The organism is Citrobacter sp. XY323, assembly GCF_025106035.1.
Lineage (GTDB): Bacteria > Pseudomonadota > Gammaproteobacteria > Enterobacterales > Enterobacteriaceae > Citrobacter > Citrobacter braakii.
In genome coordinates, this window is sequence record NZ_JANYUK010000001.1 from 556288 (window position 1) to 568892 (window position 12605).

General features: G+C 52.2%; 10 protein-coding genes and 1 pseudogene. 1 reads left to right on the forward strand and 10 read right to left on the reverse strand.

Annotated elements, in window-relative coordinates:
• Positions 1 to 148: 148 nt before the first annotated feature.
• Positions 149 to 1051 (forward strand): LysR substrate-binding domain-containing protein, encoded by a 903-nt coding sequence (locus N0B36_RS02575; RefSeq protein WP_047359471.1) that lies wholly within the window; start codon positions 149 to 151, stop codon positions 1049 to 1051.
• Between the two features lie 82 nt (positions 1052 to 1133).
• Here the strand turns inward: N0B36_RS02575 and cobO are convergent, their stop codons facing one another.
• The 10 genes and pseudogenes from cobO to glmS form a co-directional block, all read right to left on the reverse strand.
• Positions 1134 to 1736, reverse strand: coding sequence for a cob(I)yrinic acid a,c-diamide adenosyltransferase (gene cobO, locus N0B36_RS02580; RefSeq protein ID WP_016156012.1), 603 nt, complete (start codon positions 1734 to 1736; stop codon positions 1134 to 1136).
• Between the two features lie 9 nt (positions 1737 to 1745).
• Positions 1746 to 3398 carry a class I fumarate hydratase gene (locus N0B36_RS02585; protein WP_047497766.1) on the reverse strand — a complete coding sequence of 551 codons (1653 nt, stop codon included), beginning with the start codon at positions 3396 to 3398 and terminating at the stop codon, positions 1746 to 1748.
• Between the two features lie 58 nt (positions 3399 to 3456).
• A complete protein-coding gene (gene glsA / locus N0B36_RS02590; RefSeq protein WP_259686034.1) occupies positions 3457 to 4458 on the reverse strand; it encodes a glutaminase A in 1002 nt (333 codons plus the stop codon).
• A gap of 148 nt (positions 4459 to 4606) precedes the next feature.
• A pseudogene (locus N0B36_RS02595) lies at positions 4607 to 5888 on the reverse strand (dicarboxylate/amino acid:cation symporter); the annotation flags it as partial.
• A 168-nt stretch (positions 5889 to 6056) separates the two neighbouring features.
• Positions 6057 to 6374, reverse strand: a complete 318-nt coding sequence (locus tag N0B36_RS02600; RefSeq protein WP_016152303.1) for a DUF4387 domain-containing protein — start codon at positions 6372 to 6374, stop codon at positions 6057 to 6059.
• Complete coding sequence (locus N0B36_RS02605; protein WP_016156013.1) at positions 6371 to 7741, reverse strand: acyclic terpene utilization AtuA family protein; 1371 nt, start codon at positions 7739 to 7741, stop codon at positions 6371 to 6373. Before N0B36_RS02605 ends, N0B36_RS02600 begins: the two co-directional genes overlap by 4 nt.
• Positions 7742 to 7744: 3 nt before the next feature.
• Entirely contained in the window at positions 7745 to 8986 is a 1242-nt protein-coding gene (locus N0B36_RS02610; RefSeq protein WP_016152305.1) for a methylaspartate ammonia-lyase, read from the reverse strand.
• Complete coding sequence (locus tag N0B36_RS02615; RefSeq protein ID WP_047497775.1) at positions 8986 to 10431, reverse strand: methylaspartate mutase subunit E; 1446 nt, start codon at positions 10429 to 10431, stop codon at positions 8986 to 8988. The genes N0B36_RS02610 and N0B36_RS02615 overlap by 1 nt, the downstream gene beginning before the upstream one ends.
• Positions 10432 to 10449: 18 nt before the next feature.
• Positions 10450 to 11838 (reverse strand): methylaspartate mutase accessory protein GlmL, encoded by a 1389-nt coding sequence (gene glmL, locus N0B36_RS02620; protein ID WP_047497777.1) that lies wholly within the window; start codon positions 11836 to 11838, stop codon positions 10450 to 10452.
• Positions 11838 to 12287, reverse strand: a complete 450-nt coding sequence (glmS, locus tag N0B36_RS02625) for a methylaspartate mutase subunit S (RefSeq protein WP_016152308.1) — start codon at positions 12285 to 12287, stop codon at positions 11838 to 11840. Before glmS ends, glmL begins: the two co-directional genes overlap by 1 nt.
• Between the last annotated feature and the right edge of the window lie 318 nt (positions 12288 to 12605).

Below are 12605 nucleotides of genomic sequence, written 5' to 3' on the forward strand. Positions count from 1 at the left end.
ATTTATCCGCCATCAGTGTGAGCAAATCATGGATTGGATCAATGACATCAATGGAGAAAATAAAATATAACTCTCGGTGCTTATCTGGGTGTCTTGAATTATTTTTTATAAATTAAACTATTTTTGTACGCTGCATATGGAAGAGGTTATGAGAGGAAAAATACCCAAGACGGAGTTGCTGGTAACTTTTGAAGTGGTTGCGCGTCACGAAAGTTATACCAGGGCAGCTGAAGAGTTGGCGTTAACACAAAGTGCTGTTTTCCGCCAGGTGAATGCACTGGAGGATTTTCTTAATACCGCGCTATTTAATCATGCCAAAAAACGTATTTTTTTAAATGCGGCCGGCAAACACTATTTAAGTATCGTTAAAGAAACGTTAAATAAACTCGAGCGCGATACGACCACAATAATGACCTGGCAACCGACCGTACAGGTTATTGAGCTGGCGGTAAATCCGACGTTCAGTACGCATTGGTTGATCCCCAACCTGCGCGAGTTTAACAAACTCAATCCTGATATTATCGTGAACATCCATTCGCTGGCGAATATCGGTGATTTTCTTAATCGTGAGTATGATGCGGCAATTATGCGCGAAGATTTCTACTCACCGTGGTCAGAGGTTGAGTACCTGTTTGAAGAGGAAATTCTGCCAGTTTGCAGCCGCTGCCTGCTGGCCGAACCGGAACGGAAACTGTCAGTCCACGAACTGCTGAACGAATACCCGCTGTTGCACCAGAGTACGCGAATCAAAGGCTGGCAGGAATGGTTTGCGCTGTCCAACGTCAGCAGCCCGCTGGTAAATAAAGGCCCGAGATTTGATCTGTTGTCGATGTTGATTGCGGCGGTTCGTTCTAATCTGGGGGTTGCGCTGCTTCCTCGTTTTGCCATTCAGCACGATCTGGACAATGGAGATATGGTCATTCCTTGCGATGTTCCGATGCGCACCGGGAACCGTTTCATTATGACGTGGCGTGAAGAGAAATCGGAGTCTGCGCATTTACAGACATTTCGTAACTGGTTGCTCAGTAAGTCCGTGGTGTCGGCTGCCTGATGGTGGTTTGCGCTTTATCAGGCCTACAACGATTGGTAGGCCGGATAAGACGCGTTAGCATCGTTATCCGGCAAAAGAACGGCTACCAGTCGATTCCAATCTGTGCCTGAATTCCGCGGTCAAACGCGTGCTTTACCGGGCGAATTTCACTGACCGTATCGGCCAGTTCCAGTAACAGCGCATGGCATCCGCGCCCGGTCACGATGACGCTTTGCTCCGCAGGGCGATTTTCGATGGCGCTGATAACCTCCTGGGTGTCCAGATAGTGGTAAGCCAGCATGTAGGTGAGCTCATCCAACACCACCAGATCGTACTGCGGATCAGCCAGCATGCGCTTACTTTCCTGCCAGACTACCGTTGCCGCCTCGATATCCGCTTGCCGATTTTGGGTTTCCCAGGTAAATCCGGTGCCCATAATATGAAATTCGACACCGAGCGGTTGCAGCGTGTTGTACTCGCCATTATCCCACTGGCCTTTAATAAACTGCGCGATGCCAACGGTTTTTCCGTGACCAACCGCGCGCGTTGCCGTACCAAAGGCTGCGGTGGATTTTCCTTTACCGTTGCCGGTGAAGACAATCAGGATCCCTTTCTTCTCCGTTGCCGCCGCCACGCGGGTATCAACCTGTTCTTTCAGTTTCTGCTGACGCTGGCGGTGTCTGTCATTATTGGCTCGCGCTTCCATGGTGACTCCTTAATGTCCTGCCGGACAGGTTGCGCAGCGATGCTGCTGCTCAAACTGGCTAAAGAAGTTATTGCCTTTATCATCCACTAATACGAAGGCCGGCATATTTTTAACTTCCATCATCCACACCGCTTCCATTCCCAGCTCGGGATATTCAAGGCAGTGCAGGCTCTTCACGTACTGCTGCGCCAACAAGGCTGCGGCGCCGCCAATGCTGCCAAGGTTAAAACCACCATGTTTGCGACACGCATCCGTGACTTGCGCGCTGCGGTTGCCTTTCGACAACATGATCAGACTGCCGCCCGCGGCCTGGAAAGCATCGACGTAACCGTCCATGCGCCCGCCGGTTGTGGGACCTAGCGAACCGCAGGCCAGATTACTGGGGGTTTTAGCCGGGCCCGCGTAATAGACGATATGGTTTTTCATGTAATCTGGCATTGGTTCGCCGTTATCCAGGCGCTCTTTGATTTTGGCATGCGCGATATCGCGAGCCACAACAATCGGGCCGGTTAACGATAAACGCGTCCCAATTGGCAGAGTGGTGAGATCATGCAGGATCTCGCGCAACGGACGATTCAGATCCAGTTGTACGGTCTGGGCGCTATTTTCTACCCGCTGTGAATCGGGAATAAATTTGCCCGGATTATGCTCGAGTTTCTCCAGCCAGATTCCGTGTTTGTTGATTTTGGCCTTGATGTTGCGGTCGGCTGAGCAGGAGAGAGCCATGGCGATAGGGCAGGAGCCGCCGTGGCGTGGCAGGCGGATCACCCGGATATCGTGGGCAAAGTATTTGCCGCCAAACTGCGCGCCGATGCCAAACTCGCGGCTGGCGTTAAGCAGCTCGGCTTCCAGCGCCGTATCGCGGAATGCCTGACCCAGTTCGTTCCCGCTGGTGGGCAGGTTATCGTAATATTTAGTTGAAGCCAGTTTGGCAACCTTCAGCGTCTGGTCGGCGGACAAGCCTCCAACGACGAAAGCGATGTGATACGGCGGGCAGGCGGCTGTACCCAGTGATTTCATTTTTTCGATCAGAAACGCGGTGAGCTTTTCCGGCTGCAGAATAGATTTGGTTTCCTGGAACAGCGCCGCTTTGTTAGCAGAGCCGCCGCCTTTGTTGACAAACAGGAAACGGTATTCGTTACCCGGCGTGGCGCTGATGTCGATTTGCGCCGGCAGGTTAGTCTGGGTATTGACCTCGGTATACATGTCCAGCGGGGCATTTTGCGAGTAACGCAGGTTGTTTTCGGTGAAGGTGGTGTACACGCCTTTGCTTAATGCTTCTGCATCATCGCCGCCGGTCCAGACATGCTGTCCTTTGCAGGCCACAATGGTTGCCGTCCCGGTATCCTGGCAGTTGGGCAGGACGCCTTTGGCCGAAACCTCAGCATTGCGTAGCAGTTGCAATGCGACGTACTTATCGTTACTGCTGGCCTGCGGATCGTGCAGAATGCTGGCTATCTGTTTTAAATGTCCGGCGCGCAGGAAAAATGAAGCCTCATAAAATGCCTGCTGGGCTAATAAGGTTAGCGCTTCTGGCGCAACCTTAATCACTTCCTCTCCGTCTAACTCCGTTACCGCAACGTGCTGGTTACTCAGTAATTCATATTCGGTATTATCTTTACTCTGAACAAAGAGTTCCTGCCAGACAAATGGTTTAGACATGTTTACATCTCACCTTTTAGTTAATATGTCGGATGGCGCTCACGCCATCCGTAATTGCTTAATGCGCTAAAAAGACATTGGCTTTTGTCGCTTCGGCGACATATTCGATCGTTTTCTGGGCGCGAACGCTGTTACCGGCTTCATCCAGCGGCGGAGAATAGACGGCAATCGCATATTCGCCCGGGACAACGGCGACCATTCCGCCGCCGACGCCGCTTTTTGCCGGGATGCCCACGGTGTAGAGCCATTTACCGCTGCCGTCGTATAGTCCGGCAATCGCCATTTCTGCCAGCACCTGCGGAACATATTTTTCATTCAGCAACTGCTTGCCGTTGAATGGAGATTTGCCTTTGTTCGCCAGTACCGCCCCCATTTTGGCCAGTTGCTCAACGGTGATATCCACCGAGCACTGACGGGTATAAATTTCGACAGCTTCGTCGGTATTGCCATAGAAGCTGTTATAGGATTCCATCAGCTTCGCCAGCGCCTGATTGTGCTGGTTGGTTTCCATCTCGGATTTAAAGACCTGCTCATTAACCGTGAGCGTGGCGTCGGCCCAGACGTTCAGGTTGTCGAGGATTTTGTTCCAGCGATCGGTTTTGTCTTTGGCTTCAATCAGGCTAACGGTGCTCATCGCCCCGGCGTTTACCAGCGGGTTCTCAGGCGCGCCTTTGGTCAGCTCAACCGCTAAACCGGAGTTGAAGGGCATGCCGGTGGCATTGGCCCCGAGTTTATCCAGCACCACCTGAGGGCCGTGCTGTTCCATGGCGAGCGCCATGGTGAAGACTTTGCTCAGGGATTCCATGGGGAAGGGTTTGTTAACATCGCCAACCTTGTAGATCTTGCCGTCCACCGTGGCAATGGTGATGGCAAAGTTATTCGGGCTGTAGGTCGCCAGGGCAGGGATGTAGTCGGCGACTTTTCCATCGTGGTTACTTTTATATTTTTGATGTGCCTGGTCGATAAGCTTTGCGTAATCCGGCGTGGTTTGCGCGAGAGTCGTTGCGCTGAACAAAACGCTGAAGGAAAAAATACTCACGCCGAGAAGAGTTTTAGTCATGGTGCAATCCTGTTGGTGTACTCATCATGGTGCCGGATGGCGGCTTACCGCCTTATCCGGCCAACGGATAGTTAAACGTTATGTAGGCCGGATAAGCGCAAGCGCCATCCGGCAATAACGTCGTATCAGGACAACGCGACTTCTGTTTCGGTAACCGGACGTTCTTGTTCCGGGGTCTTCACTGGCGCAGTGCCACGACAACCCTGGCCGAAGTGTTCACCTTCCCAGCGACTTACAATGGCAGCACCCATTGCGTTACTCATGACGTTGGTAGCAGAACGACCCATATCGAGGAATGGATCGACGCCCATCAACAGGATCAGACCAGCTTCAGGAATGTTGAACTGGTTCAGGGTTGCGGCGATAACCACCATTGATGCACGCGGTACGCCCGCCATCCCTTTAGAGGTCAGCATCAGGATTAACAGCATGGTAATTTGCTCGCCCATGCTCAGCTCAATGTTGCATGCCTGAGCAATAAAGACGGTGGCAAATGAGCAGTACGCCATGGAGCCGACCAGGTTAAAGGAGTAACCGATAGGCAGAACGAAGCTGGCGATTTTTGAAGAAACGCCGAATTTTTCCAGCTTGTCCAGGGTGCCAGGGAAGGCGGCTTCTGAGCTGGAGGTAGTAAAGGCCAGCAGTGCAGGCTCGAGGATTGATTTGGTTAAACGCGCGATGCAAGGCCCGACTATCATGGTTGACAGGCCAATCAGGATTGCCCACAGCATACCCAGGGTCAGATAGAATTCACCCATGAAGATCCCGGCGCTAACCATCACACCCAGACCACGTTCGGCAATCAGACCAGAAATAGCGGCAAAAACGGTCAGTGGTGCAAACAGCATGACGTAGCCCGTCAGCTTCAGCATCACGTGTACCAGTGAATCCAGAACCTTCACGATAGGCTCGGCTTTTTCACCAATTGCGGCCAGGCTGCAACCGAGGAAAATTGAGAACACCACGATCTGCAGAATTTCGTTACGCGCCATCGCATCGACAATACTGGTCGGTACTGCGTGCGAGATGAACACTTTCAGCGTGAATGGCTCTGACTGAACGGCGGCAACGGCCCCGACGTCATGTGGCACGAAGTTGATCCCCGCGCCTGGCTGGAAGATGTTAACGATAACCAGACCCAGTGCAATTGACACCAGAGAGGCGCAAATAAACAGGAAGAAGGTTTTCGAAAATATACGTCCCAGCGTTTTGGCATCGCCCATTTTGGCAATACCAACAACCAGAGTTGAAATAACCAATGGCGCGATAATCATTTTTACCATGCGTAAGAATATGGTGGTAAAAATAGAAATATCTGCTGCATAGGATTTTGCTGTTTCAGCCGCGGCCATATTATTTATGGCCACCCCGGCAATCATGCCGAGTATCAGGCCTAATATGATCATCTTCGTTAAACTTATTTTCTTCATGTGTACTCCATCGGATAAAGGCTGGTAATTTGAATTGTGTAGGGTGGTGTGCGCCTGAGCCTGGACAGCAGCTCAGACGCACGCCTGTTGTGACCAACCGCATGAATAATTCGAAGCACTGTGATACCGCTGAATTCAGTGCTCCAATGGTTGTTATTGTGTGTTTTGTTACAAGTCGAACTCAATACTTAATAATGGAGCGTGTTGCTGAGCACCATAAACATCATTGTCACCGACGTTGCCGGAAATAATATCGCGCGGCATGACGATTTTTACGGCATTCGCCGGATCGAACCACACGATATTGTGAATGAAGTCAGGTTCAACATTATATAAACTGGCAATAAGCTGCGGCGTTAATTGCTCGCAGGCTTTTACCCGCTGATAGTCTTCCCTGGTTTTAAATAAAATATCTAAAACCAGTTCGTACGGTCCGGCGTTTTTGGAGCGAATAACCTGCGCCAGTGAACAAATTGAGTGTTTCATGCCTGAACTCCTTCTGGCGTCACCTGTTCAATGTGGAAATCAAATCGCAGCGCATCGCTCGCTTCAATCAGGTGATAGATCGAGAACTCATACACCGGTCCACTTTGAATATCAGATGGCGAGAACGGGAAGGCGAGGTTGCCCGCAGTCGCAATGCGATTTTCATAGCCGTAGTGCAGCAGGGTAGAGCGTACCAGCGAGCAAACGCTGTTGGCGATATCCTGCGTCGGCGCAACGACATCCAGTAAAATCCCCAGCTCATGACCGGCGGTTTTCATCGGTTCATGGTTGCCCATCACACCGTTCTTACCATACAGGTGGAACGTCATGCGGATACTGTCGTCATTCAGAGAGAGGTTACGCGCCACGCTTGCCTGTACCTCTTCGAGAATGGTGTCAATCCCGGCAATCATAATTGGGTCGCGCGTTCCGGCGATGGTCAGGCAACGGAAGCCAACCTGACGCGCGCCTTCCAGTTTCAACGCATACGGTGTTTCTTCATGACGTGAACCACTGACATACACTTCGCCCTCGTTAACCTGGGTAAAGGTGCACGCTTTCAGGTTCAGCACGCCGCCTGGTCCTGGCAGGAAGTACGGATCGGACTTCTCATACAGGGTGTGCGCCGCAGCGGAAGTTTCAGTGAACTTACGCTTGGGATTGAACGCCTTCAGCGTAAAGCCGTTGTCATCAATGATCCCCATCGCACAATCTGAGCCGGAGCCAGGGGTGGCAGCAATGGCAGCACACTCAAGGATCTTCCCGCAATGAAGTGCCAGACCTTCATCAAAGCCCTGCATTATTGGCAGCGCGGCGAAGCAGGCCGGATCGTAGGCACGTCCGCCCAGAACCACCTGCGCGCCAGCTTCGAGCGCACGCTGAAAAGGCTCGACGCCCATCTGCGCGACAATGTAGGTGCTCTCTTCAATTGCATCGTGAGTCAGTTCAGGCACAAAATCGAGCGCGGTGATTTTGCCGTTATCCAGCGCCTGATGAACGATTTCTTTGTCGACATCAGACGGGATTAACGCCATTGAGAAGGACAGTTTTTCTTCCTGTGCGATCTCATGGATTATCTGGCGACACCACTCCAGATGCGGAGCTGCGCCAGAACCACCGGCCGTGCCGATCACTACCGGGATGTTGTTCTTCACGCCTGCCACGATCATATAGCGCAGATCGCGTTTCACACCGGCCCGGTCGGTAAAGGGTTTACCCGCCCCCAGATAGTGGGGGCCTGGATCGGAGGAACCTGCGTCAACAGCAATAAGATCCGGTGACTCTTCCATGGCTTTACGAAAACTTTCTTCCGGGAAGCCATAACCCAGGATAGCCGTAGGCGATAAGATCTTAAATGTGCGTGCCATCTCTTAATCCTTAGTTTGCAACAGCGCGATGGTGCGGTTCATTTCGTTAAACACGATGTTGAGACCTTCATCGAAACCCATACCCGGCTTGATCAGCATGCGCATTGGACGCGCAGCCAGCGCGACGTGTACGCAGGTACGCGCACTGATTTCCGTTTCGTTACAGGTACCGCCCTGATAGGCTTCCATTCCGTGTTTGTTGCAATACAGCACCGCATCGACGATGTTGTGAATACCGCCCAGATCCGGGGTCTTGATCTGCACCATGTGGCAACTGCCCGCGTCGGTGAAGTCCACGATATCCTGATAGGTGTTACACCATTCATCCGCAACAATTTTCACGCCGGAACCCAGACGGGTGAGCTCCTGAGTGATCTCGGTGAGCATGCGGATCTGATCCGGCTTGTTACCGGCATCTACCGGGCCTTCAATGTACAGCGGCAGGCCTTGAGCTTCGGCTTCCAGGCTGGCGATGTATTCGGCACAACGCACCGGATCCATATCGAAGATCAGACCGATGGTGCCGTAGACATCAATATGCAGCGTCGGGTGATAGGTTTCGTTGGTGCGCAGGCTCAGGATGCGGTTAGACAACCAGCGGACGTACTCACGCAGTTTTTCGCCTTTGAAGCCCAGCTTCTCTTCTACGTTATTGATCAGCGCATGCGGCAGGACGTCCACACCTTTGAGGATCATCTTGTCGACGGCGATATAACGGTCGTCGCCGCTCTGGCCAAATAATGGAATGGCTTCCGGGACGCACGGCAGTTGCCATTCATCACAAACCACTTCTGCTTTCAGACGACCGGTAGCCAGTGCTGCCGCGTCGAGCAGCGCCTGAGATAGACCATAACGTACGGCGGTATGCAGCAGATGGCCGTCAATACGCAGTTCGTCAAAGAAACGGGCGTTGGTCAGAAACGAATCAACGTCGCGGCCTTCCAGCAGCGGTTTGATGTGATCGTTAAGGAACGGAATGAAGTTTTCAGCCAGGAACAGCGGATCGCGTCCACCTGCACCTGAATATTGCACCGCTGCACAATCGCCCACTGCTACTGCGCCGTTTTCCAGAATCAGCTGTACGGATACGCATTCACCCGCCTGACGAACAGACGTAAATCCAGGCGTTACCGGAGCGCCGGTATAGATAAACCCGTCATGACCGGCGCCGTTTTTGATGGCCTGCTGATCGTCAAAATAAAATGAGGAGTAGCCAGCTGTGAAAAGGGCCTGTTTAATTTTCATTATGGTCTTCCTATTAATTTACTGTGGGATACGGCGTTGATGTCATCAATGACCATCTGGAAAGAAGGCTTGCGGCCTTCGAAATGCGCGCGCTCTGCGACGTAGTCGTGGTGCAGGGCGAGAATGTCTTTCGGCAGCGGAACGGATCCGGCTTCGAGAATACGGATGGCGCCTGTGTTATCGCGAACAGGCAGGATCTTACCGGCGTTACAGGCGGCAGGCGCGAAAGGTACATCCAGTACGCCTGCTTCAAAGGCCAGCACTGTACCGCGCGCAATGTCGCCATTGCCAAGTTCGAAGACTTTCTTCAGCACCGCGCGGACTTCGCTCTTAATCAGATCAACTTCCTGCTCCACGGCAGCGCACTGCGGGAATTTCTGGTCGCTGACCATGTTGAGCATCTGGCGTGAAGCTTTCAGACCCTGGGCGTTCGCTGCTGCCGTTGGGATACCGAACGCTTCGTGCGGACTTTTGGTGATCACTTTGGTGGCACCTGACATACCGGCAACCGCTGCGCCCCAGGCGATAACGGAGAAGGCTTTTGCTTCATCTTCCGGGAATCCGCCCATCCACTGGTGGAAAACGGTACTCAGTTCGTAATCGTCAAAGCCGTGGTTATGGAAATATTCGTGGGAAAGTTCGCGCAGCGCCTGAATCGCTGCAATATCCTGCGTCAGGCTACCGACCTGGCCGTAGCCAACGGTAATTGACTTCACGCCTTGTTCCAGAGCCAACAGACCTTCGATAATCGCCACCGAGTGGGACATAAACGGCGGGATCAAGGTGCCGGTCAGTGGGCCAAACGGTTCACGGTTGATACGAATACCGTTCTCTTCGTACATGCCCATCAGGCGGTCGCAGTACTGCCAGTCGCGGATGGATTTTTCCAGAGTGACACGTTTAGCGTAAGGAATGTTGTAGGAGATGCCGCCGCCTTCGTAGCTGGTAAAGCCACTGGCCATGGCGATTTCTGCCAGCAGGCGCGCATCCGGCGTGCCGTGACGAACCTGGATTGGTTTTTCCAGCGCTTCAGTCATACGACGGCAGGCAGCAACCCCGTGATTGACGACCGGTAAACCATTCAGCTTAGAAGTACCTGCTTCGATAGATTTCTGGATCCCGACGGCGGCTTCTTCATAGCGGTTCAGACGGGTATAGGCATCGATCGTACTCGGCAGGAGGTCGCACTCTTCCTGCAATGTTTTGAGCAGCGCAATATGCTCATCCATTAATGCTACGCCTGCGCGCGGCTGGCTCAGGGTTTTCCCTTCCTGATCGGCCTTCAGCAGAGCAAGGGAGAAGCGCTTATTATCCGGGATTGATTGCTGGTACTTCACGCCATCTTCGAAGTTCTCAACGTCTTTGCCGGTTTCCCAGGTTTGTAATACCTGATGCCTTTCGGTCATGAATTCGTCATGGGTCAATTTTTTATTTCGAAGTTCCATTCGTAGCTGCCTTAAGTTTTATAGGGTTAAACACTGAATGCTGGTGCGAGCAGCGGCTTGCGGGTACAGCCTGGCGACGTTTGCCAGTAGCGGGAGCAGGCCATTTGAATCGCGGTAATACTCAAACTGATTCGGTAACAAAATTCTTTTACCCTGGTCGTCCAGCTCCCGGTATTTGAGCCAGCTATGGATATCGAACTGGCTGGCGCGAGAGAGCCATCCCCCTGAACCGACGACTTTGCGTACGGTGGTGAGATCGCGACCCATCTGTAAATCCACGTTACCCACGCAGGTGCAAACCTGCTTTTTAGTGCCCGCGTGGCGCTCAGCGGCATAGCCCACGCACAAACCTGCCAGCAGGGTGTCGAAATACTTCTCCTCCTCGCTGAGCGGCAGGTAATCCGGTTGCCCAACCAGATGACGTAGGTAGCGGTAAAACGCTTCCTCGCGCTGCGGTTGTTGGGCGAAGATGACTTTCACCATATCCTGCGTGCTTTCTCCCACCACGACGGCGGAAACGCGCATTCCCAGGTCGCCTTCAACGGTACGTTTGACGAACGGTTCAGGAACACCATGCAGGACGGTATCGGGGGAGAGGGTATTCGCGCTGGCCGAATAGACATCCGTGGTGGCTCCGCCCATATCAATCAGCATGAATTCCTTCCATGCGCTGTCGTAATCGCTAATGGCTTTGACTAACTCATATACCGTCCATGGCGTCGGCATTGGCTCTTCGCCGGTTTCGCCGACGATGACGTCCAGACCTTTACCTTTGACAATGCGTGACAAGAACACATCGCAAATCGCCTGGCGCGCGGCAAACGGATTCGGGTGATCGAGGTCAGGCAGAATGTTGTCTACCGTGGTCAGATCTTTATGTCCCAGAATCGTTTGTATTTCGTCCTGAATGTCCCGATTTCCGGCGTAGATAATGGCGCAATCAAGCGTTGAGCCTGCCAGCGCGTGCGCATTCGCCAGGCCGTAGCTTTCTTCGCCACCGTCTGTACCGCCGGTAAACAACAGAATGTCTGGCGGTGATGATTCCAGCTCCTGGATGTCATGCCGGTTCAGTTTGTACGAATAATATTGCGCGATTTTCGCTCCTGCCGAATGGGCGGTAACTTTTGCTGATTCCAGCGTAATGGAAGGCACCAGCCCCATTGCTGCAACGGCGAGTCCACCCTTGGCCGAGGAGGAGTATTTCAACTGCACTTCACCACTTTTCAGTAACGGGCGAGCATCGGCAACGTTCAGCACCTGATTCAGGCTGGCAAAAAAACCGTCTGCCAGATGATGTGTGGTGGTTGGGGTCAGGACATGGTTTACCAGGGTTAATTCCTCGCCTTCATGGGCGAAGAGGGCAGCCTTGGTCCATGTCGAGCCGATATCGACAGAAACTGTTTGCATCAGATAGCCTCTTCCAGGCAACGCTGCTCGAGGCCATTGTGTTGGCGAATATCATTGGTGATAAGCGCGCAGACATCTTCCAGGTCGTGGCTCGGTGCGAAGACGCGGTTAAAACCCATCTCCTTAAACTTCACTTCCACATCGCCGAAGTCATGTTTACCAACTACCAGGTTGCCACCGACGTACAGCAGAATGTCGCCGAGGCCGCGTTCGATGCAGCGCTCACGTAACCCGAGACAGTCAATGTCGCCATGACCGTAGATAGAGGACACCACGATGGCATCGGCGCCTGTTTCAATCGCGGCATCAATATATTCATCCTGGCTCACCATCACCCCGAGGTTGATTACGTGAAAATCATGAGCAGTAAAAACGCGATCCAGAACTTTATTACCTACTGCATGGCAGTCAGCACCGATGACGCCAATAACAAGTGTAGATTTCTTCATGGGTAATCCTCTGTAGGGCTGATGGTCAATAAGTGAAAATTATTTTCTAATATTTAGAACATGGCTTGTGACAACCTCTTAATAGGGTCGGAGTTTCTGTGTAAGCGGAAAAGGAAGCAATTGATCTATTTTCAAAATATCCTGCGCAAAATGATTGTTATATTTTTTATTTGTAAAAACCCTTGTTTATCAGGTGGTTGAGTGTTGTTTTTGCGGCTTTTTTTAATTTACCAGGAAAATGACGAATAAATGACTTGCCATGTTTGTGATCGAAATCTTATTTTGTTGTGCGCCTCATTTATGCGTCATTTTTTATAA

Coding starts and splice junctions, on each gene's coding strand:
- N0B36_RS02605 (WP_016156013.1), bottom strand. CDS start 7,741: ATGGCACGCACATTTAAGATCTTATCGCCTACGGCTATCCTGGGTTAT.
- glmS (WP_016152308.1), bottom strand. CDS start 12,287: ATGAAGAAATCTACACTTGTTATTGGCGTCATCGGTGCTGACTGCCAT.
- glmL (WP_047497777.1), bottom strand. CDS start 11,838: ATGCAAACAGTTTCTGTCGATATCGGCTCGACATGGACCAAGGCTGCC.
- N0B36_RS02600 (WP_016152303.1), bottom strand. CDS start 6,374: ATGAAACACTCAATTTGTTCACTGGCGCAGGTTATTCGCTCCAAAAAC.
- N0B36_RS02585 (WP_047497766.1), bottom strand. CDS start 3,398: ATGTCTAAACCATTTGTCTGGCAGGAACTCTTTGTTCAGAGTAAAGAT.
- N0B36_RS02615 (WP_047497775.1), bottom strand. CDS start 10,431: ATGGAACTTCGAAATAAAAAATTGACCCATGACGAATTCATGACCGAA.
- glsA (WP_259686034.1), bottom strand. CDS start 4,458: ATGACTAAAACTCTTCTCGGCGTGAGTATTTTTTCCTTCAGCGTTTTG.
- N0B36_RS02610 (WP_016152305.1), bottom strand. CDS start 8,986: ATGAAAATTAAACAGGCCCTTTTCACAGCTGGCTACTCCTCATTTTAT.
- cobO (WP_016156012.1), bottom strand. CDS start 1,736: ATGGAAGCGCGAGCCAATAATGACAGACACCGCCAGCGTCAGCAGAAA.
- N0B36_RS02575 (WP_047359471.1), top strand. CDS start 149: ATGAGAGGAAAAATACCCAAGACGGAGTTGCTGGTAACTTTTGAAGTG.